This is a genomic window from Stenotrophomonas sp. STEN240 (assembly GCF_056756175.1).
Map to the genome: position 1 here is coordinate 45,875 of NZ_JBRRBO010000022.1, position 22,241 is coordinate 68,115.

Below are 22,241 nucleotides of genomic sequence, written 5' to 3' on the forward strand. Positions count from 1 at the left end.
TTCGCCAGCCTGGAGAGAGGCAGTCCCAATGAATCGAAACATCTTGAAAACGGCCCGCCGGCCACTCGCCGCTGCGCTGTTTGTCGCGCTGGTAGCGCCCGGCATGGCGTTCGCTGAAACCGCCAAGGAAAAGGCGCTGGAAGCGCGCGTGGCCGATCTTGAGCGGCAGGTGCAGCTGTTGCTGTCCACCCAGCAGCAACAGCAGGGCGTCATTGCCCAGACCCAGAGTGAAGTGGTGCAGGTGCGCAGCGCCCAGGCCGAGCGCGCCGCAGCGCCGGCGGTACCGACCGGCAAGCAGCCGATCCAGATCACCACCATCACCCCGGGCGCAGCGCCGGGCACTACCTTCAAGGTGGGCGGCTTCATCAAGGCCGATTTCCTGGCTACCCGTACCGGTGACGGCCAGCTGGCCGACGATGCCACCGGCCGCGCGCTGTACCTGCCGGGGCAGACCCCTGTGCACGGTGCCGGTGGCTCGGGCAAGGCGTCGTCGGTGGATTACAACGCACACGCCAAGTTCTCGCGCTTCAACCTGGGCGTGGACAACGTGGCCGAGAACGGCGACAAGGCTGGCGCGTTCCTGGAGATGGATTTCTTCGGCAACTCGCTGGGCAACCAGACCGCCACCAACACCTACGGCGTCACCGTGCGCCATGCCTACATGTACTGGAACAAGTGGTTGGCCGGCCAGACCTGGTCCAACTTCATGGACGCGGCCTCCATCCCGGAAGCCGCTGACTTCGTCGGCCCCACCGATGGCGTGGTGTTCGTGCGCCAGGCGCAGATCCGTTACACCACCGGCGGCCTGAGCGTTGCCCTGGAAAACCCGGAAACCACCACGCTGACCGGCGCCTACAACCCGGTTACCGGCAAGTGGAATGTACCGGGTGTGGCCAACTCCGATCGTGGCTCGATGCCCGACCTGACCGTGCGTTACGGCTGGAAGGGTGACTGGGGTACCTTCGGCGTGGCCGGCCTGGTGCGCCAGCTCAAGCTCGACAACCAGGCTACCGGCGCCGATGCCAGCAAGGTGGGCGGCGGTGTCACAGTCGGCGGCAAGTGGCTGATGGGCGATACCGACACCCTGCATTACCAGCTGACCGGTGGCGAAGGTATTTCCCGCTACATCGGCCTGGGCATCACTGCCGACGGCGGCTATGACGCCCTGCGCGATGAGATTGATCCGACCGGTGTGATTGCCGGCTACGTGGGTTGGCGCCATGCCTTCACCTCGAAGCTGCGCACCAACCTGATCTACGCCCGCAGCGACTACGACAACGATGCCTCCATCACCGGTGACCTGGTGACCAAGAGCGTGCAGTCTATCCGCGGCAACATCTTCTACACCCCGATGCCCAAGGTCGATGTCGGCGCCGAGGTGATGTACGGCGTGCGTGAGATCGAGAACGGCAAGAAGGGCGATATCAGCCGCGTGCAGTTCACCACCAAGTACAGCTTCTGACCCATTCGTTGCCGGCGGTAGCGTACCGCCGGCAACGCGCCTGAAAACGCAGTACGCCCCATCTCCCTACCCCCACGGGGAGCACTCATGTGACCGTCAAGGCAAGTTCCGCATGCCGTGGCGTTCGTATTCCCAATGCCTGGAGAATTCCGATGAATGCTTCCGTCGATCCCCGTGTAGAGCGGATCGCCTCCAACCCGAAGTACCAACGGTTGCGCAGCACGCGCAACAAGCTGGGTTGGTTCCTGACCATCCTCATGTTGCTGGGGTATTACGGCTATATCGGCCTGATCGCTTTCGACAAGGCCTTCCTGGCCACGCCGATCGGTGCCGGCAAGATCACCACTGTCGGCATCCCGATCGCGTTGGGGTTGATGGTGTTCACCATCCTGATCACCGGCTTCTATGTGCGCCGTGCCAACAAGGAATTCGACAAGTTGACCGATGAGATCGTGGAGGAAGCGCAATGAACCACTCCTTCCTGCGAACCGGCGCGCTGCTCGGCCTGCTGATCGCCAGCGGTGCGGCAATGGCCGCCGGTGGCGACATCGGCCAGACCGTGCGCCAGCCCACCAACTGGACCGCGATCATCATGTTCGCGACCTTCGTGCTGTTCACCCTTGGCATCACCAAGTGGGCCGCCGGTCGCACCAAGTCCGCGTCCGACTTCTACACCGCCGGTGGCGGCATCACCGGTTTCCAGAACGGCCTGGCCATCGCCGGTGACTACATGTCGGCGGCCTCGTTCCTCGGCATCACCGCTGCGGTGATGACCAATGGTTACGACGGCCTGATCTACGCGTTGGGCTTCCTGGTGGGTTGGCCGATCCTGACCTTCCTGATGGCAGAGCGCCTGCGCAACCTCGGCCGCTTCACCTTTGCCGACGTCGCCGGCTACCGCTTCCAGCCCAAGCCAATCCGCATGTTTGCCGCCTCCGGCACGCTGGTGGTGGTGCTGTTCTACCTGATCGCACAGATGGTTGGCGCCGGTGCGTTGATCAAGCTGCTGTTCGGCCTGGACTACTGGATCGCAGTGGCGCTGGTCGGTGTGTTGATGATGGTCTACGTGCTGTTCGGTGGCATGACTGCAACCACCTGGGTGCAGATCATCAAGGCCTGCCTGTTGCTGTCCGGCGTGACCTTCATGGCCGTGATGGTGATGTGGCACTTCAACTTCAGCTTCGAGGCGCTGTTCAGCGAAGCGGTGCGGGTCAAGACCCAGATCGCAGCCAACGGCGGCAAGAGTGCGGAGGAAGCGGCCAGTACCGGCTTGGCGATAATGGGGCCTGGCGGCTTCGTCAAGGATCCGATCTCGGCGATCTCGTTCGGCATGGCACTGATGTTCGGTACCGCCGGCCTGCCGCATATCCTGATGCGCTTCTTCACCGTTCCCGATGCAAAGCAGGCACGCAAGTCGGTGCTGTGGGCAACCACCTGGATCGGCTACTTCTACATCCTGATCTTCATCATCGGTTTCGGTGCGATCGCACTGGTGCTGACCAATCCGGAATATGCGGACCCGGTCACCGGCACCATCCAGGGCGGCCCGAACATGGCAGCTGTGCTGGTCGGCAAGGCCGTCGGCGGCAACCTGTTCATGGGCTTCATCTCGGCCGTGGCGTTCGCCACCATCCTGGCCGTGGTCGCTGGCCTGACGCTGTCCGGTGCATCGGCGGTGTCGCATGACCTGTATGCCACGGTGTTCAAGAAGGGCAACCCGGAGCCGGGCTCGGAGCTGCGTGTCTCGCGCATCACCACCTTGGCATTGGGCGTGATCGCGGTGCTGTTGGGTATCGTGTTCGAGAAGCAGAACGTGGCCTTCATGGTGTCGCTGGCCTTCGCCATCGCCGCCTCGGCCAACTTCCCGGTGCTGATCCTGTCGCTGCTGTGGAAGGACTGCACCACCCGTGGTGCGGTGATTGGTGGCTCGCTGGGCTTGGCTTCGTCGCTGATCCTGACCCTGCTGTCGCCGTCGGTATGGGTGGACACGCTGGGCAATGCGGCCGGCAGTGCGCCGTTCCCGTACACCAGCCCGGCACTGTTCTCGATGACGATTGCCTTCGTCAGCATCTGGTTCTTCTCGATCACCGACAAGAGCAAGAACGCACAGGCCGAACGTGCTGCCTACCCGGCACAGCAGGTGCGTGCCGAGACCGGCATTGGTGCGAGCAAGGCTTCGTCGCACTAACTATTGGTAACGTTTGAAACAACGGCCGGCCTTGCGCCGGCCGTTGTCGTTTGCGCGGTTGGTATGGGGGTTTTCCCTGATGCGGGGTGGGAGGGCTGCTTCCTAAGATGCGGGAGAGGGGAGTTCCGCATTGTCAGGTCAGCAGTTCCACTTCCAGCCTTCTGCGAGGAACCGTATGCCGTGCCGTATCGCCAGAACCACCTTGTCCACGGGCATCGCCCTGATCATCGCCGGCAGCCTGCCCAACGCCTTCGCTCAATCGGCCGCTCCCAAGGCGGATGACTCCACCGACAAGGTGGTGGATATCAGCAGCGTCAATGTCACCGCGTCCGGCTCGCGCATCGACCGGCCTGGCTTCAACGCGCCGACGCCGACGGTGAAGGTGACGCCGGAGGACCTGCAGCTTTCCACCCATACCAATATCGCCGCCGCGCTCAATGACCTGCCGCAGTTCCGTGGCACGGTGTCGCCGCAGACCCACACCACCGGCGTGGATGCGGCGCGTGCGCCGGTCGACCTGCGCGGGCTGGGCACCAGCCGTACCTTGGTGCTGCTGGATGGCCGGCGTTTTTCCAGTGACAACGATCTGGCCAGCATTCCTTCGATCCTGATCAGCGGCGTGGATGTGGTTACCGGCGGAGCCTCCGCCGCCTGGGGTTCAGGCGCGGTTGCCGGCGTGGTCAACGTGCAGCTGGACAGCCAGCTGGTCGGCACCAAGATCGACGTGCAGGGTGGCGTGTCCTCGCGCTCGGACAACCAGAAGCAATACGTCTCGGCCGCCACCGGCTTCGAGATCGCACAAGGCCGTGGCCACATCGTGATTGGCGGTGAGGCGCTGAACAACGACGGCATCATTCCCAAGACCTCGCGGCCGTGGCTTGGCCGCACCGCGCAGCTGTCCAACGGCGACGGCACGTTCACGATGAAAGACAATGTCGGTTACGGCAATGCCGCCATCGGCGGTTTGATCACCACCGGCGTGCTGGCCGGGCAGGCCTTCAATCCGGATGGAAGCCTGCGCAGGTTCCCGGGCTATACCGGTGCGTCACTGATCCAGGGCGGCGAGAGCCCAAGCAACGATGACATCAGCTCACTGATGACGCCGCAGCGCCGTTACAACGTGCTTGGCCGGTTGTCGTGGAACCTCACCGACAACACCAGCCTGACCATGGACGTGCGCCACTCGCGCAGCTGGAACCGTTTCCCGTGGTTCGGCGACCACAACCGTGGCACCGGGCTGAAGATCGGCGTCGACAACGCCTTCCTGCCCACTGCGGTGCGCGATGCGCTGGTGGCTGCAGGCGAAACGAGCTTCGGCCTGGGTCGCTTCAACAGTGATTTCGCGTTCCCCGATATCGACTATGACCGCCGCACCACCCAGTTCACCCTCGCGCTGGACGGCGTGGTCGGCGACAACTGGCGTTGGAGCGGCTATTACAGCCACGGCGACAACCAGTCCGATCTGGCCGCGCCGGGCTTTCTGTTGACCAGCAACTACCGCGATGCAGTGGATGCGGTGATCGATCCGGTCAGCGGCAAGCCGGTGTGCCGGGTGACCCTGAGCAATCCCAACTCCGGTTGCGTGCCGATCAACCTGATCGGCCATGGCGCACCCTCGGCCGAAGCGGCGGCCTACGTCACCGGCACGCCCAAGCGCATGACCAATACCAGGCTCGATGCGGCCGGCCTGGACCTGCGTGGCGAACCGTTCTCGCTGCCGGCAGGTGAAGTCTCGGTGGCCGTGGGCCTTGAGGCGCGCAAGGAACAGATCGAGCAGAAAGTGGGCGCACAGGATCTGAGCAAGTCCTTCAGCACCTGGAGTTCCTCGCCGATGGCCGGCAGCTTCCAGGTCCGCGAAGCCTTCGCCGAAGTGGCCGCGCCGCTGCTGCGTGATCTGCCGGTACTGCGTGACCTGCAGGTCAACGCCGCCGCACGCTTCAGCGACTACAACAGCTCCGGTGCGATCTGGTCATGGAAGTACGGCATGACCAATGAGTTCTTCGACGGCTTCCGTGGCCGCTTCACCCGTTCGCGCGATATCCGCTCGGCCAACCTGTCGGAGATGTACACCACCAGCACCACCGGCTGGTCGACCATCAGTGATCCACTGACCGGCACCTCAATCAGCGCGTTGGTGATTGGCGGCGGCAACCCGCTGCTGGACCCGGAGAAGGCCGACACGCTGACCGCCGGCTTCACCTGGGCACCGGCCAGCGTGCCGGGGCTGATCATGTCGGTGGATTACTTCGACATCGAGATCAAGGACGTGATCACCCAGGTATCGGCGCAGGAAACCGTGCTGCGCTGCATTGCCGGCAACCAGGCCATGTGCGGGCGCATCCAGCGCGATGGCAGCGGCGAGATCGAGCGGATCAATTCCAACTACGTCAACCTGGCCGAATACCGCACCAACGGCGTTGATCTGGATCTGCTCTACAACCTGCCGGCGGCCAATTTGTTCCCTGCCATGTCGGGCAACTTCCACACCCGTGTGCTGGCCACCTGGACCGATAATCTGAGCACGTACGACGGCAAGAACAGCTTCGAGTACGTGACCTCGCAAGGCCTGACCGGTGGCTCCGGCGTGCCGCGCTGGCGCGCAAACGCAACCTTCGGCTGGCGCGGTGACCGCTTCGGTGCACAGACGCGGGCGCGCTACACATCGCCTGGCGTGTACAACAACCAGCTGGTGCTGACCAACGGCAACATCCCGTCCTATGTGTACTGGGATCTGGGTGGCAAGGCGCGCTTCGCGCTGGCCGGCGACAACGAGGTCGAGGTGTACGCCGACATCAGCAACCTGTTCGACAAGAAGTCCCCATTGGGCGCGGTCGGCTCGCCTTACTACGATGTGGTGGGCCGCTACTTCACGCTTGGCGCGCGCATGCGTTTCTAGGGATGATGGCTGCCGCCCGCGCATGGGCGGCGGTGTTCCATTTGCAGAGGATTCCACATGTACCAACACCCGCTTCGTCGTCCCCCATCGCGGCCGCGCCTGCGCGCGCTGTTTGCCGCGCCGTTGCTGGCCTGCATGCTGCTGCCGGCGATGGCCGCGACCAAGCCGACTGCCAGCGCGGGACTTCAGACCGAGGCACAACGGCTGGCGGCTCTGTTGCCCGGTCAGCTCGGTGCAGCCATCGTGCATCTGGAAAGCGGACGCAGCGTCTACCTCGATGCGGATCGGCCGTTCCCGATGGCCAGCACGATGAAGGTGCCGGTGGCCGTGCATATCCTCACGCTGGTCGACGAGGGCAAGCTGAGCCTGCAGCAGCAGGTGACGCTGGACGCCGATGATGTCTACCCGGAAATGGGCGGGCCGATGGATCTGCACCTGAGTGCGGGTTCGGCCATCACCGTGCGCGATCTGCTGCACATGATGATCACGGTGAGCGACAACAACGCCACCGATATTCTGATCCGTCTTGGTGGCGGCACCACGGCAGTAAACGCACGCATGCAGGCGCTTGGCATCAGCGGCATGCGCGTGGACCGCTATATCTGGGAATTGCTGGCCAACTATCGCGGCAATGACGCCTCGCAGGCCAAACCCATGGGTCCGGCAGCCTACGCCGAGTTGTCGCGCAGTGAGCGCAGCGAGGAGCTGCGTCGTGGCCACACCAATGCCTGGAATGAAGACCCGCGCGATACCAGCAGCGCCCGCGCGATGGCGACGCTGCTGCAGAAGGTCTGGCGCGGGGAAGTGCTGCAACCGGCTTCCACCAAACTGCTGCAGGACATCATGCTCGATACCCGCACAGGTGCCGCCCGTCTGCGCGGCATGTTGCCGAAGGAAACGCCGGTCGCACACAAGACCGGCACGGTCGGTGACGTGATCAATGATGTCGGCGTGATCACGCTGCCGGGCGGACATGGCCATGCCATCGTCACGGTATTCGTGCAATCACGCGCCAGCAACGAGGAACGCGATGCGGCCATCGCCCAGCTGGCCCGCGCCGCACACGACTACTTTGTGTTCGTGCCCTGAATGGTGTCGCCTGCTCAGCCAGCAACGCTGAGCAGGCGCACCAGCTGCGCGCGGTGACCCACATCGAGCTTGCGGTAGATCGCGCTGATCTGGCTCTCGATGGTCTTGCGTGAGCGGCGCAGGTGGTTGGCGATTTCATCGTTGCGCATGCCGTCCAGCACCAGCTCGGCGACGCGGGTTTCGGTAGGCGAGAGCTTGCACCACATCGGCCGCGCCCCGGTCGGAACGTCGGCGGCGGCAGGTTGGGGCGGGGTCAAGCGCAGCAGGAACATCGGGTACAAGCCGTCAGCCTGCAGCCTGCCTTGCAGGCTGATCTGCAGTTGCGTGCCGGGTAGCTGCAGGTCGCCCATCAATACATCGGCATCGATAGGCTGGCCGGGTTGAGGCAGCCAGGCGCGCAGGGCTGCGAGGACCGTAGCGGGGAAGCCCACATGCCTGCCGCCATCACCCAGCCAGTGCGCACACAGCAGCTGCGCCGCAGGTGACAGGCTGATCAGGTGCAGCTCATGGTCAAGGATGATGTCGGCCTGGCTTTGGCGGTCAAGCAGCGCCTGGTAGATGGTGCGTCTTTCGTGCTGCAGCGAGCGCACCCGCTGCAGGCCTGCAGCCATCAGCGGGTGCAGTTCGTCGAGGAACTGCTGGTGGGCGCCGGTGATCTGTTCCTGGCCTGCGTGCATGCGGATGCTCAGCACCGCTTCCAGGCCTTCATCGCGCCAGAACGCCATGTGGATGAACTCATTCCAGCCCGGTGCCGGGTTCTGAGCGCGCAGCCGTTGCCGTGCCTGCGCATCGTCCGAGGCCACCTGCGACAGCGTGTACCAGTCGATGCGCGGATTGCGCTGCAGATAGGGTGCTGCAACATCGAGACTGCGCAGTGGCCGCGCGCCACCGTCGGCACTGCTGCCGAGGTAGTGCAGGCTGCGTTGCGGCTGGTAGGCGCCGGTGATGTCGTACATCAAGGTGCAGGAGTGGCAGGGCAGGTACTGGTTGAGCAGGTCCACGCAGGCCCGCCACAGCGCCTGCAGATCCAATGCCCGCAGCAGGTCCCGCTTGGCCTGCACGGGGCAGGCATCGGGGTTCCCTGCGATGTCATGTTCACGTCCCACCATGGTGCGGCATGCCCTCGAGATGGATCGCAGCTGCCCTGTCTGCTGCGGTCGCCATGCAGCTCTGCCGCGTCACGCCGGCACAAGCTGCACGAACTCTTCTAGCACTCATCGTGCGGGGGCGGCAAGCCGGCCCGCGGCTTCTGCGCGCTGAGCGCTGGGGTTGGTATTGCTCGACGGATCAGCTGCCTGCGAAGAGCACCCCTCCCCAGCCCTCCCCTGCGCGTTGCGCAAAGGAGGGGGCAGAAACGGCGTGCAAGGGGGGCTGACAGGTCACGCGCTTCGCTCCCTCCCTTGCGCAACGCGCAGGGGAGGGTTGGGGAGGGGTAGCTCCAATGCCTTTGCTCCCGACTTTGCGCAGCACATCACGCCCGCCTCGCAAACAATCCTTCACTCCTCAACACACACAGGTTTACAGTGGCCGCTGATCTTGGGGGAGGCACCATGGATCCACAGACCGATAATTCAAGCAATCTGCAGCAGCGTCTTGCGCAGCTGCGCGGGGCCTGGCAGCAGCACAAGCCGGACTACGAGCAGCGCCGCGATGACCTGCGCCGCCTGCGTGCGGCGTTCAAGGCGCGCATCCCGGCGATGACCGAGGCCATCGCCGCCGACTTCGGCCACCGTTCAAAGCACGAATCGGTGATCGCCGACGGTATGACCGTCACCGGTGAAATCGATCATCTGCTCTCGCACCTGCGCGGCTGGATGCGGCCGGAGCGGATCGGCGTGGGCTGGCGCTTCTGGCCTGCACGGGCGCAGGTGCGGCCGCTGCCGGTGGGCGTGGTCGGGGTGATCTCGCCGTGGAACTACCCGGTCAATCTGGCGCTGGTGCCATTGGCGACAGCGATTGCGGCAGGCAACCATGTGATGCTCAAACCTTCCGAGCACACGCCGAACAGTTCGGCCTTCCTGCAATCGCTGTTGGCGGAAGTGTTTCCCGCTGATCGGGTGGCGGTGGTGCAGGGCGACGCCGGCGTGGCCTCTGCGTTCTCGGGTTTGCCGTTCGACCATCTGGTGTTTACCGGTTCCACTGCGATCGGCCGCAAGGTGATGGCTGCTGCCGCGCAGCACCTGACTCCGTTGACGCTGGAACTGGGTGGCAAGTCGCCGGCCTTGATCGCCGCCGACTATCCGCTGGATGGCGCGGCCGCACGGCTGGCCACAGGCAAATGGTTCAACGCCGGCCAGACCTGCATCGCGCCGGACTATGTGCTGATCGATGAAGGCCGGGTGGATGCGTTGGTTGCCGCGCTGCGTGCGCAGGTGCAGCAGCGTTATGGCGACTTCAGCGATGCGGGTGATTACAGCCGCATCATCAATGAAGGCCAGTACCAGCGTCTGCAGGGCTATGTGGACGATGCGCTTGCGCGCGGCCTGCAGGTGCTGCCCTTGGCCGATATCGACGCGGAGCGCTCACGGCGCGAGCGTTTGTTCCCGCCGACCTTGATCCTGCAGCCGGGCGATGATGCCACGGTGATGCAGGACGAGATCTTCGGCCCGATCCTGCCGATCCGCAGCTACCGCTCGTTGGATGAGGCCATCGCCACCATCAACGGCCGTGACCGTCCGCTGGCCTTGTATCCCTTCAGCCATGACAAGGCGACGGTGGAGAAGATCGTCGGGCAGACGCTTGCCGGTGGGGTGACCGTCAACGACACCTTGCTGCACTTCGCGATCAACGGCCTGCCGTTTGGTGGCATTGGTGCCAGCGGCATGGGCGCGTACCACGGCAAGGCCGGGTTCGATGCGATGAGCAAGCGTTTGCCGGTGCTATGGCAGACGCGGCGCGCGGGCAGTGACCTGCTGCGTCCGCCGTATTCCAAGGTGGCGCGTTTCATTGAGATGATTTCGCGCTGAGGTAGAAAATCCGCAGCCCGGCACAGGGGGCCGGCTGCGGTGACACCGGCACGAGGGAGAGGGAGCCGGGTGTCGAAAAGCTTTTTATAGCCCCTCTCCCTTCGGGAGAGGGGTTGGGGAGAGGGTAAGAGGCGAAGCCTCTTGCGGCCTGATGTCGCCGGGCTTCGCGCTTACCCTCATCCGCCCCTTCGGGGCACCTTCTCCCGTAGGGAGAAGGGATAGGTCAGGCATTGCTTTTGCGCTCAGCCGCCCAACTCATCCGCAATCCGCTGACGCAAGGTCTGCAGATCCTTGGCAAATGCCTCAATGCCGGTTGCCAGCTTTTCAGTGGCCATCGGATCAGCCGCCATATCCGCATCGAACTTCGCTTCGTCGATCGCAGCGACATTCAAAGCCTCAGCAGCACCAGCAACCAGCTTGCGCGGTAACTCACCAAAATCGGCGTCCAGCTTCTCCAGCAGGTCCGGCGAAATCGTCAGACGATCGCAACCCGCCAGCGCTTCAATCTGCGCAGTCGAACGGAACGACGCACCCATGACAACGGTGCTGGAACCACGGCGCTTGAACTCGGCAAACACACCGCGCACGAACACCACGCCCGGGTCTTCGTCGATGTTGGCCGGGGTTTGGCCGTTTGCCACGTACCAATCCAGAATCCGGCCGACAAACGGCGAGATCAGGAAGGAGCCGGCTTCCGAGCAGGCCAAGGCCTGGGTCGGGTTGAAGATCAGTGTCAGGTTGCAGTCGATGCCTTCGGCCTGCAGCACGCGAGCGGCTTCCACGCCGGCCCAGGTGGCGGCGATCTTGATCAGCACCTTGCTGCGCGGCACGCCGGCCGCTTCGTACATGGCGATGAACTCGCGCGCCTTGGCAATCGTCGCCTCGGTGTTGTGCGCCTGGTCGGCATCCACTTCGGTGGAAACACGGCCCGGCACCAGCTCGGCCAACATCGTGCCGACGCCAACAGTCAGGCGATCGACAACGGCGTTGGCAATGGCCTGCTTGTCACCGGACTGGGCCCGGCCCCACTGCAGCTCGCGCTCGATCAGGCCGGCGTAGACCGGCAGGTCGAGGGCTTTCTTCACCAGCGTCGGGTTGGTGGTGCAGTCGACCGGGCGCAGGCGCTTGATGGCGTCGTAATCACCGGTATCGGCGACGACGACGGACAGTTCGCGCAGCTGCGCGAGCTTGGATGCAGTGCTCATGATGTGCTCCGGATCAGGCGGTGGTGTCGCCAGCATCGGCGGCGGCGATGACAGCGGCGGTGTCCTGGTCGAAGGTCGGCGCAGCGAAGGGCTGCGGGCCGGGCGTACGGCCAAACACGATGGGACGGGTGATGCCGCGATAACTGCCCAGCAGCGGGTGCGGCAGCGTAGCGATCATGTCCTCGGCCAGCACCTGCGGGTGATCGAACATGTCTTCGACCTTGCGCGCGGCCGCGCACGGCACTTCCTCGCCAAACAGGGTTTCCCACTCCAGCGCAGTGCGTGCGGCCAGTGCGGCGTGCAGCTTGGCCAGCAGTTCGTCGGAATGCTCGGCACGCTTGCGCACGGTGTCGTAACGCGGCTCGCTGCCCATCGCCGGCAGGCCGATCTTGTCGCACAGCGCCTGCCAGAAACGCGGCGTATTGGCCGAGATGTAGAGATGGCCCTGCGCGGTCGGGTGGATGCCGGTGACACCGCCCGAGCGCATGTCGCGGCCCACGCCTTCCGGCTCGCCTTCGGCCCAGATCATCCGCGCCGATTGCATGGTCAGCGCACTGCGCAGCAGCGACACTCCAACGTATTGGCCTTCGCCACTGCGTTCGCGTTCAAACAATGCCGAGGACACGCCGGCGGCAACCAAGGCGGCGGCGTAATAGTCGACAACCGAGCCGTACAGAATCTCTGGCGCGCCGCCAGGCTTGCCCTGCATCGCGCACATGCCGGTCATGGTCTGCAGCACCTGGTCGTAGCCGGCCTTGTCCTTGAGCGGACCGTCTTCGCCGTAACCGGTCACAGCGCAGTACACCAGGCGCGGGTTGATCTTGTTCAGGCTGTCGAAGTCGATGCCCAGGCGGGCCGGCACGCTGGGGCGGAAGTTGTGCACCAGCACGTCGGCCTCGCGTACCAGGCGCATCAGCACCGCGCGCTGATCGGCTTCCTTCAGGTCCAGCACCACGCCGCGCTTGGAGCGGTTCACGCCGAGAAAGGCGCGGCTTTCCGCTTCCAGCGTAGACGGGTACTTGCGCAGGTTGTCACCAACCGGCGGCTCCACCTTGATCACTTCGGCGCCCTGGTCGGCCAACAGCGTGCAGCCGTAGGGACCGGCGATATAGGCGCTCAGGTCGAGCACGCGCACGCCGCTGAGCGGGCCACGGGCACCATCGCGCTGGGCGATGTCGAACGGAGATGGGTTGTTGCTTGCTGACATGGGCTGCACTCGAATCCTTGATTGCAGTTTCCTCCCGGTGCGTGGGAAGAAACATATCGTGCGGGTATTTTCAGCGTGGACAAAAAGCAGGTATCGCCTTGTCATCGCCTGCATCGTTGCCGCTGTCTGCGCCATGCAGAGCAACAGACAGCGGCAACAGGCTTACTGCGGTGCCAATGACAGCCAGCTCAGGCGCCAGACATCATGCTCGCGGCCACCACAGCGGTAATACGGCTCGAACACCAGCGGCGCGCGGCATTCCAGCTGCATGGTCACCGTCGCACCTTCACCGGCGTCTTCGCCTACCTGCAGCCAACGTGCCGGATCACCTGCGGGCAGCTTCACCGTTTCATCGGTCTTGAAGCCATCGATCAAGCCGGTCGCATAGACCAGCGGGCCGTAGCTGAGACCAACGTATTCCCAACGCAGCACTTCCTGCGCCACCGGCGAACCATCCGGTGCGCGTGATTCCTGCACGTTGATATTGGCCGCACGGTGCAGCTGTGGCTGCATCGGCAGCTGTACGTTGACCAGGTCACCGGCCTGCCATTGCCGCTGCAGCTGCACGTAGCCATCGGCGCCCACCTGCACCGGCACATTGACGCCATTGACCAGGATGCGGGCATCTTCGGCCCAGGCCGGGATGCGCAGACCGATGCCGAAACTGGTGCTGTGCTCGGGGGTGACGCGCAGGCTGATCTCGCCATTGAACGGATAGCGGGTCTGCTGCTGCAGCACCACCTTGCCCGCATCGGCGTGGTTGAGGGTCGCTTCGCCGGCACCGTACAGGTTCACCCGCAAGCCACCATCGGCGGCAATGCCATAGGCGATCTGTGGCAGCTCTTCCACTGCCATCGCGCCGGACGACTTGCAGCAGCGCCAATACGTGGTGTGCACGCGCTTGCCGTTGGGGAAGGTGTAATAGCACCAGTCCTCGCCATTTGGCGCCATCGCTGCCAGCAGGTCGTTGTAGGCGGTGCGTTCCAGCTCATCGGCGTAGCGGGCGTGGCCGGTGATGGCCAGCAGCTCGCGGTTGAGCTGCATCCACGCCAGCACCGAACAGGTTTCCACATAGGCCTGCGGGAAGAACGTGCGCGGTGCGTTGAACACCTCGCGCGAACGATGCGCAACGCCGCCCCACGGGCCACCACCCAAAGTCAGGTGCTGCTCGCGGATGTTGTTCCACAGATTGTCGATAGCCAGCTTGTAATCGGCCTTGCCGGTGGCCTTGTACAGCTTGGCCAGGCCGACCAGATTCCACGACAGCTGGTAGGCCTTGCCGGTGGCGATGAAGGCCGCGTCTTCGTTGGCGATGCCCTTGTCGAGCAGGGCCAGGCGCGGGTTGGCGTTGGCCTGTTGCAGGATCTTCTCGGCCAGTGCCAGATAACGCGGCTCGCCGGTGACCAGATACAAGTCGGCGGCCGGGTCCAGCAGCACCGTCGCCGACATGCCGTGGTGGTTGCCCAGCGTGGTGATGTCGATGCCCGATTCCAGCGCCTGCCAGCACAGGTCGGCGATGCGCCGTGCGGCCTGCAGGTAGCTGTCATCGCCCAGCGCACGCCAGGTTTCGAGGAAGCCGAGGATCAGATAGCTGTGGGTCCAGATGTCCCAGGTGCGCAGAGCCGGCTCACCGTTCCAGCTCTCGGGCTTGGGCGGCTGCGGCACGGTGAAACGGCGGTCGGCGGCGTAGTTGCCCAGATAGCCATCATCGTCCTGCTGGCTGATCAACCAGTCGGCGACGCGGCGCAGATTGGCCTCCAGCTCGGGCTGGCTGCCCTGTGCGACTGCGCGTGCGGTGGCCGACAGCCACTTGCCGGCGTGCTCGCCGTACCAGTCGCCTTCCTGGTTCTGCTGCTTGTGTGCCTGGCCGAAGATGCTGATCGACGGGCTGGCTTCATCGACGATGAAGTGGCTCAGGCGGCCGCTGCGGTTGGCCGCGAGCATCTGCCCGAACATGCCCTCGAGCTTTACCGAGGCAGGTGCTATCAGCTGCTGGCCGATGGTGATGGCCGCACTCATGCCGCGTCCACCACGCAACGGAAGCCGAGCATGCCGCTGCGGTCCTTGGCCGGTGCCATCAGCAGGTACTTGCCGTGCTGGTCCAGGCGATAGGCCTGCGGGAAATACCAATGCGAGGTCTGCGGCTGGTAGCTGGAGCCACCACGCAGGATCGCCGCACGGGTGTGCTCGTCGCTGAACTCATCGGTCCACTGCCACACATTGCCGACCAGATCCTCGACGCCGAACGGGCTTGCGCCCTGCGGATGCGCATCGACATCGGCCGGTGCCAGCAGGCGGCGGCCACGGTTGACCTGCGGCACGCGGCTTTGATCCCAGTCGTTGCCCCACGGATAGGTTCGGCCATCGTTGCCCTGCGCTGCGTACTGCCATTCCCATTCGTGTGGCAGACGCTTGCCGGCCCACGCGGCGTAGGCGCGCGCGTCTTCCAGCGACACCCAGATCACCGGTTTGTTGTCCCAGCCGGCACGCGGTGCGCCATCCACCCAATGGGCGAGGAAGTTGATGTCATCGGCCGGGTGATACGCAGTGGCGTCGACGAAGGCCTTGAACTGTGCGTTGGTGACCGGATGACGATCGATATGGAACGCCTGCATCTGCATCAGCTTGCGGTGATGGCGACGCGGGCAGTCTTCCCACGGGAACTGCACGTCCTGGCCCGCCCAGTTGAAGCCTTCGATCTCGATGCCGCCGACGGCGAACACGAACTCGCCCGCCGGAATGGTGACCATACCGGCCGGCGCGGCCGCCTGCGCTGCCGTGGCGGGGATCTCACGCAGCTGCTGCGGGATCGCCTTCCATGCGCCGGAGAAGCTGTTGAGCGGCTGCACAGCGCGCTTGGCGGCTTCGATCAGGAAAGCATCCAGTCCTTCAACCGCAGCGCCCGGCTGCACGCTCAGCACTGCGCCAAAGCCGCGCGCTTCCATCGGCAGCTCGATGATGGCCAGGCCATCACGCAGCGCAGGCGACAGCTCAACGCCGTGCCAGACATCGTAGTAACGGGTGCCGTCCACATGCGGCAGACCGATCTGCTCGCCATTGACCGCGTACTCGTTGCGGTTGATCAAGGTGTGCAGGCTCAGCCCATCGACCGGGAACTTGCTGGCGAAGATGCCGCCCTGGTAGCAGACCTGGTACGGCTCCCACTCCATCGACACAATCAATGCGGGGAACTGGCGATAGATTGCTGCCATGCGGCGCAGCGTTTCACCATCGCGTGCGGTGAACTGGTTCCAGATGCCCCAGATGTTTTCCCAGGCGTTGTAGCCGATGCCGTTGAAGAAGCAGTATTGCAGGTCGTGGTTGCGGTTGCGCCCCCAGCGGTTCTCGTAATTGACCATGTGGCGCGGCTCCAGCCACTTCCACTTGGACACCGGCGGCACCGGGCCATCGGGTGCCTTCTTGCCCCAGCTCTGCACGTTCCAGATCAGCTGCTCTTCGGAGCTGATGGTGGATTCGGGCTGCACCACCACCGGGTTGCCATTGGCGTCACAGGCGTCGAAGAACGCGCGCGGCACGCCGTTGAAGGTGTCACCGTTGATGCCGTCGGCGCCGGTGGCCTTGATGATCTCGGCCAGGCCGTCCCAATGCGTCACGCCCGGGTCACGGGTGCCGTGATCCCACGGCTTGGCGGGCAGGAACACGCGCACGCCGCGCTTCTGGAAGGCCTTCACTGCAGCGGTCAAACCTTCCAGGCCGCCCGGCAGCGTATGCGCCAGGTCGAACTGGTTGCGGTCGTCGATACCGATGTTCGGGTAGATGTACCAGATCAATACCGAGTCCAGCCCGCCGAAGCGTTCGATCAGATCGTCCAGGTACTTGTCGACGGTGTACTGCGCGGTATCCACGTCGAAGAAATAACGGTCCTCGACCATCATCTGCGCGTGCACGAAGTTGCGCTGCGCCCACTGCAGTTCCGGGCGGCGGTAGTTCACGTCGGTATAGCCGATGCGCACCAGGTGTTCCTGGCGCCAGTCCTTCAGCTCGGTCAACCAATCGGCGGCGCTGGCATTGGCATCGATCATCCAGCTGCCGATATCGGCGAACGGCCACGCCGGCGCCTTACCCGGGGTGGGCAGGTACCGGCCGGTGGTGACGTGCGAGAACTTGTACTCGGTATGGATCGCCTCACGCCCGTGATCGGGGGAATCGTTGTCGTAATCGGGTGCGGGGTAGGGCGAAGTCATGGCAGTCATCCAACAAAAACGGGGAGGGCGTAACAGTTACAGCGCGCACCATGCCGCAAGCGCGGCATGGGCGTTGGCGCCGGGCAAGCGGCTGGCATCGGCCAGCAGCGCTTCCACCTCGGCGTGGTCGGGGATACTGGATTGTGCACCCAGGCGCGTACAGGTCAGTGCCGAAGCGGCGCTGGCGGCAAGCAGCGCCTGTTGCAGCGGCGCGTTCTGCGCCAAGCGGGCGATCAGCGTGCCGCAGAAGGTGTCGCCGGCAGCGGTGGTATCGACCGGTGAAATTGAGAACGCCGGCTGCACCAGAATCTTGCCATCGATGCTCGCCATGCAGCCGCGCGCACCGAGGGTGACGATCACGCAGGGCACATCCAGTCGGGCCAGGCCGCTGGCCAGATCCGGCGGATTGCCGGCCACCACGGCCAGCTCGCCTTCGTTGACGATCAGCATGTCCAGCAGCGCCAGCAGCTCGGCCGGCAACACCTGCGCCGGTGCGGCGTTCAAGGCAACCTTTACACCCGCCGCACGTGCGGCGGCGGCATAGGCCTGCACGGCGGCCAGTGGCGATTCCAGCTGCAGCAGCAGCCACTGCACGCCGTCCAGCGACGGTAGGTGCGCGGGCAGCAAGGCCATGTTGGCGCCCGGCGCGACGGTGATCGCGTTCTCGGCATCATCGGACAGGCAGATGAAAGCGGTGCCGGTAGGCAGCTGTGCATCGCGCACGGTGTGCAGCGTCACGCCGGCATCGTTCAACGAGGCCTCGATCGGCTTGGCGAAATCGTCAGCGCCCAGCGCCAGCAGCATCTGCGTGGCGGTGCCACCAGCACGCGCACAGGCCACGGCCTGGTTTGCACCCTTGCCGCCGGGGAAGGTGCGGAATTCACGGCCGAGCACGGTTTCGCCCGGTGCCGGCACATGCGCCGCACGCACAACGAAATCGAGATTGGCCGAGCCGGCGACAAGAACGGTGGAGGTCATGGAATGGCCTGGTAAACGAGGTTGTAGAACGGGGTGGCCAGCGAGGGCAGGCGCTTTTTGCCATCGGGCAGGTATTGCAGCAGCACGATGGCGATCAGTTTTTCGCTGCGATCCACGGTGAAATAAGTGGATGCCGCACCGGACCAGCCGAACTGGCCGACGCTGCCCAGGCGACCGCGCACGGCGGGGTTGGTAACCACATAACCGCCCAGTCCGAAGCCTTCGCCGTCGCTGAAGCCCTGGATGGCAGGCGTGAAGCCGCTGAGCTGGTCGGCCATCATCAAATCCACGGTCTTGCGCGAGAGCAGGCGCACGCCGTTGCTTTCACCATTGCCCAGCAGCATGCGGGCGAACTTCAGGTAGTCAGCAGCGGTGGAGTACAGGCCGCCGGCGCCGCTGTCATAGTCTTTCAGGCGCACGCCTGGCGTGCGAGCGCTCGGCGTATCGGCGATGTGCAGCGCGCCATCGTTGGCGCTGGTGGGCAGATCGACCACGCGTGCGCGTTGATTAGCTGCCACCTCAAAGCCGGTCTCGTTCATGCCCAGTGGCTGGAAGATGTGCTGTGCCAGGAACTGCGCGAACGGTTGCCCGCTGACGACTTCAACCACGCGCGCCAGCAACTCGGTGTTGCTGCCTTCGTAGTGGAAATGGGTGCCGGGCGCATCGGCCAGCGGCAGCGTCGCCAGGCGTGCGGCGACATCTTCCAGCGAGGTGGCGCTGTCGACGTCGGCGCGGTTCAACAATGCGGTGGCGACGGCATGCCCGTCCGAATCCGCAGCAAAGCCGCTGGTATGGGTGAGCAGATGACGGATGGTGATCGCGCGCGGCGCAGGCGCCAGCAGCGGATGTGCGGCATCGCCACCGGTCACGATCTGGCGATCGGCGAAGGCGGGGATGAAGCGCGACAGCGGATCGTCCAGTGACAGCTTGCCCTGTTCCAGCAGCATCAGGATCGCGGTCGAGGTGACCGGCTTGGTCATCGAGTAGATGCGGAAGATGCTGTCTTCGCGCATCGGCCGGGTGCGGGCGATGTCGGCATGGCCCCACTGGCCGTGGAATTCAGTACGGTCGTTTACTTCCACCACTGCGACCGCACCGGGGTAGCCGGTGGTGCTGGTGGATTGGGCGAGGAAATTGTCCAGGCGTTGCCAGCGGTCACTGTTGGCTGCCAGCGCGCTGCTGATGCAGGCCAACCAGGCAACTGCACCCAGCAACAGGCCACGCGCGATGTGGCTACGGGTGTTGTTGCGGAACATGGGCAAGCCTCCGTTTTCAGGGTCTTGGGCAGCAAGCGTTGTAGGAGCGGCGTCAGCCGCGAAGCAGGCAAGCGTAATGGCTACGAAGTGTCTGCAATTGCTGGCCCTGCGGGAGCGGCCGTTGCCCTGGTTTCGCGGCTGACGCCGCTCCTACAGCTATCAAACCAAACGGCGCCACAGTTGCCTGTGGCGCCGTCTGTCACACATGGATCAGAACTTGAAGGTGTGGGTCAGCGACACCATCCGGCCACGGCCGGAGAAGTAGTTCTGCCAGCCCGGCAGCTGCGACCAGGTCAACACGTACTGCTTGTCGAACAGGTTCTCAACGCCCAGTGCCAGCTGGCCATAACGGCCGATGTCGTAGTTCACGCTCAGGTCCCACAGCGCATAGCCATAGGTGTTCTCTTCGTTCTTGTAGACCGCGTTGTTGGCCGGATTGACGAAGGTCTCACGCAGGTCGCGGCTGAAGGTCTTGCTCACACCCAGGGTTGCGCTCAGGTCGTCGTTCGGGGTCCAGGTCACCGAGGCATTCACCTTGTCCGGCGAGATGTCCAGGATGCCCATTTCCTTCTTCAGGCCCGAGCCCGGGTAGTACTGGGTCTGGCCGCGGATGCGCGAGTACAGGAAGCTGGCCTTCCACTGCTCGTTGAAGGTCCAGGCGCTGTTCAACTCGAAGCCTTCGATCTCGACCGGTGCGCGGGTCAGGATGAAGTCGTCGGTGGCCTTGTCGATGGTCAGGGTGGAGCCGAAGTCCGAGGTCGAGCGGTACACGGAGGCACCGACTTGGCCCTGTGCGCCGCGCCAGTTGAAGCCGATTTCCTTGTTCTCGGTGATCAGCGGCTGCAGATCGGCGATGCAGGACACGGCCTTGCACGGGCTGCTGGCCTGGATGTTGCGCAACGGGATGCCGACGTTGGCGATGCCGAAGCCTTCGGAGTACGAAGCGAACACCGACCACTGGTCGGTGATGCGCCAGATCGCACCGAAGTTGGGCATGTTGGCCTTGTAATCCATCTTGCCGCCCTGCACCGGGGTGTGGTCGCGGAAGGCAACGGTGGTGTAGCTGTCGATTTCCAGCTGGCCGTCTTCGCGGCGGACGCCGGCGTCCAGGGTCACCGGGCCGATGTCCCAGCTCAGCTGCGCGTACGGCGCGATGCTGGTGTACTTCATCGGCGGCACCCACAGGCGGTTGGTCAGCGCCAGGCGCTGCTCGGCGGTGTCTTCCACCAGGTCCAGGCCGGCACGCAGGCGCAGGCCTTCGACCTTGAACAGGTCGCTGTAGGCGTAGCCGAAGCGCAGGCCCTTCTTCTCGCTGTTGATTTCCGACTGGTCCCAGATGCGCTCGGTGGTCGGCAGCATCGGCTTGACCAGCTGGCGGTCATCGCCGTCTTCGGGCACGTAACGCATGGCCTGCTCGGCCCAGTACGCATCAACGCTCAGGTCGCCGCCGAAGAAATCGGCATTGGTGTACTTCACTGCAAATTGTTCGAAATCGTTGAACTCGGCCAGCGAATCCTTGATCGAGCCCTTTTCAGCGGTGTTGGTGGTCGGGTTCGGGCATTCGACCGCATCAAACCGGCAACCTTCCACCGGGATGTAGTTGTGCTTGCCGCCGATGTGGAAGTTGCTGTAGCTGGCCTGGATGCGCTGCATCTGGCCTTCGCCGAAGTTGTAGCCACCCTTCATGAACAGGTTCTTGCTGTACGAATCGGACAGCGAACCGGAGGTGTTCAGGCCAACGCGGCGGCCGTCGCCGTCGTAGGAGATGCCACGGTCGATGTACGCGCCGCTGATCAGGTAGTCGACCGCGTCGCCCTTGAAGGCGTGGGTGACGCCGATCTTGGACTGCGCGCTGTCGTCCTTGAACTGGCTGCTGTAACGGGTGGTAACGGTGGTTTCGTGGCCAGCCACGTCCGGGTTCTTGGACAGGTAGTTGATCACGCCACCGGCGCCGCCGATGCCTTCAGCGGCGGACGGGCCGTTGATGACTTCGATGCGGCCGATCACGCCCATATCGGTGAAGGTACCGTTGCGGCTGCCTTCGCGCAGCGGCGAGCCCTGCGGCACGCCGTCGAACAGGCGCAGCGCGACGCGACCACGCAGGGTCTCACCGGAGTTGCTCATCGCCTGCGAGGATTCGGAATAGCCCGGCACCATGCGTGCGAGCACGGCGGTGGCGTCTTCGGTCAGGTTCAAGGTGCGCTGCACCTGTTCCGGGCTGATCAGGGTGACCGCACCGGGCACCTTGTCGATGGCAACCGGGGTGCGGGTACCGGTGACGATCACCTGGTCCAGCGTGGTGGCGGCGTCCTGCGCAAAGGCCGGGCTCATCGCGCTGGCGAGCAGCGCGGCGCCGATGGCGGCCGTAAGTGGCTTGATCATGTTGTTCTCTCCCCCAGGTTTGAATGTGTGACGCAACCGGACTGGGAGCCGACAACGCCAGAAAGCGGTGGGGACTAGCGCCCCTTTGATCCTGTCGTTTGCTGGCTTGAGCACCCGCTGATGCGGGCGTCGGGCGCAGCTCCGACGTTGGGCGAAGCCTAGGCGGCGCCCCGGCGGGATAGAAGCGCACCTGTGTATGTTCAAAGCCTAGGGTTTGTTGCGATTGGCAATTGAACCGGTAGTGCCGAGCCATGCTGGGCGGGGGCAGCCCCACCTGTAGTGCCGCGCCATGCTCGGCAGAGGCAGCCCCACCTGTAGTGCCGAGCCATGCTCGGCAGAGGCAGCCCCATCTGTAGTGCCGAGCCATGCTCGGCAGAGGCCTTACCGGTAATGCTCCAGCCGAGCAT

At 64.5% G+C, this 22,241-nt stretch carries 14 protein-coding genes; 6 read left to right on the forward strand and 8 right to left on the reverse strand.

Annotated elements, in window-relative coordinates; genetic code table 11:
- The first annotated feature begins 28 nt into the window (after positions 1-28).
- From ACVOKO_RS11420 to bla, 5 genes are all read left to right on the forward strand, one after another.
- Positions 29-1,462: a DcaP family trimeric outer membrane transporter gene (locus ACVOKO_RS11420; protein WP_346499029.1), complete on the forward strand. Its 1,434-nt coding sequence runs from the start codon at positions 29-31 to the stop codon at positions 1,460-1,462.
- A gap of 152 nt (positions 1,463-1,614) precedes the next feature.
- Positions 1,615-1,932, forward strand: coding sequence for a DUF485 domain-containing protein (locus tag ACVOKO_RS11425; RefSeq protein ID WP_346499030.1), 318 nt, complete (start codon positions 1,615-1,617; stop codon positions 1,930-1,932).
- Positions 1,929-3,650 carry a cation acetate symporter gene (locus ACVOKO_RS11430; protein ID WP_346499031.1) on the forward strand — a complete coding sequence of 574 codons (1,722 nt, stop codon included), beginning with the start codon at positions 1,929-1,931 and terminating at the stop codon, positions 3,648-3,650. Before ACVOKO_RS11425 ends, ACVOKO_RS11430 begins: the two co-directional genes overlap by 4 nt.
- 175 nt (positions 3,651-3,825) lie before the next feature.
- Entirely contained in the window at positions 3,826-6,546 is a 2,721-nt protein-coding gene (locus ACVOKO_RS11435) for a TonB-dependent receptor domain-containing protein (protein ID WP_346499032.1), read from the forward strand.
- A gap of 57 nt (positions 6,547-6,603) precedes the next feature.
- Positions 6,604-7,635: a class A beta-lactamase gene (bla, locus tag ACVOKO_RS11440; protein ID WP_346499033.1), complete on the forward strand. Its 1,032-nt coding sequence runs from the start codon at positions 6,604-6,606 to the stop codon at positions 7,633-7,635.
- A gap of 14 nt (positions 7,636-7,649) precedes the next feature.
- On the opposite strand, the gene ACVOKO_RS11445 is transcribed toward bla, so the two are convergent.
- Entirely contained in the window at positions 7,650-8,744 is a 1,095-nt protein-coding gene (locus ACVOKO_RS11445; RefSeq protein WP_346499034.1) for a helix-turn-helix transcriptional regulator, read from the reverse strand.
- A 441-nt stretch (positions 8,745-9,185) separates the two neighbouring features.
- Here ACVOKO_RS11445 and ACVOKO_RS11450 point away from each other — a divergent pair, with 441 nt between their 5' ends.
- Positions 9,186-10,601 (forward strand): coniferyl aldehyde dehydrogenase, encoded by a 1,416-nt coding sequence (locus ACVOKO_RS11450; protein WP_346499035.1) that lies wholly within the window; start codon positions 9,186-9,188, stop codon positions 10,599-10,601.
- A gap of 242 nt (positions 10,602-10,843) precedes the next feature.
- On the opposite strand, the gene ACVOKO_RS11455 is transcribed toward ACVOKO_RS11450, so the two are convergent.
- The 7 genes from ACVOKO_RS11455 to ACVOKO_RS11485 all read right to left on the reverse strand — a co-directional run bounded on the left by ACVOKO_RS11455 (position 10,844) and on the right by ACVOKO_RS11485 (position 21,834).
- The gene (locus ACVOKO_RS11455; RefSeq protein ID WP_346499036.1) at positions 10,844-11,806 is read right to left on the reverse strand and encodes a transaldolase; all 963 of its coding nucleotides are present in this window, start codon (positions 11,804-11,806) and stop codon (positions 10,844-10,846) included.
- Between the two features lie 13 nt (positions 11,807-11,819).
- On the reverse strand, positions 11,820-13,013 hold the full coding sequence (locus tag ACVOKO_RS11460; protein ID WP_346499037.1) for a CoA transferase: 1,194 nt from the start codon (positions 13,011-13,013) through the stop codon (positions 11,820-11,822).
- 162 nt (positions 13,014-13,175) lie between these two features.
- The gene (locus tag ACVOKO_RS11465; RefSeq protein ID WP_346499038.1) at positions 13,176-15,032 is read right to left on the reverse strand and encodes a glycoside hydrolase family 127 protein; all 1,857 of its coding nucleotides are present in this window, start codon (positions 15,030-15,032) and stop codon (positions 13,176-13,178) included.
- On the reverse strand, positions 15,029-17,218 hold the full coding sequence (locus tag ACVOKO_RS11470; RefSeq protein WP_346499039.1) for a formylglycine-generating enzyme family protein: 2,190 nt from the start codon (positions 17,216-17,218) through the stop codon (positions 15,029-15,031). The genes ACVOKO_RS11465 and ACVOKO_RS11470 overlap by 4 nt, the downstream gene beginning before the upstream one ends.
- A gap of 36 nt (positions 17,219-17,254) precedes the next feature.
- Positions 17,255-18,196: a ribokinase gene (locus tag ACVOKO_RS11475; RefSeq protein ID WP_346499040.1), complete on the reverse strand. Its 942-nt coding sequence runs from the start codon at positions 18,194-18,196 to the stop codon at positions 17,255-17,257.
- Entirely contained in the window at positions 18,193-19,452 is a 1,260-nt protein-coding gene (locus ACVOKO_RS11480; RefSeq protein WP_346499041.1) for a serine hydrolase domain-containing protein, read from the reverse strand. The genes ACVOKO_RS11475 and ACVOKO_RS11480 overlap by 4 nt, the downstream gene beginning before the upstream one ends.
- Before the next feature lie 210 nt (positions 19,453-19,662).
- Positions 19,663-21,834 carry a TonB-dependent receptor gene (locus tag ACVOKO_RS11485; RefSeq protein ID WP_346499042.1) on the reverse strand — a complete coding sequence of 724 codons (2,172 nt, stop codon included), beginning with the start codon at positions 21,832-21,834 and terminating at the stop codon, positions 19,663-19,665.
- Positions 21,835-22,241 lie beyond the last annotated feature (407 nt).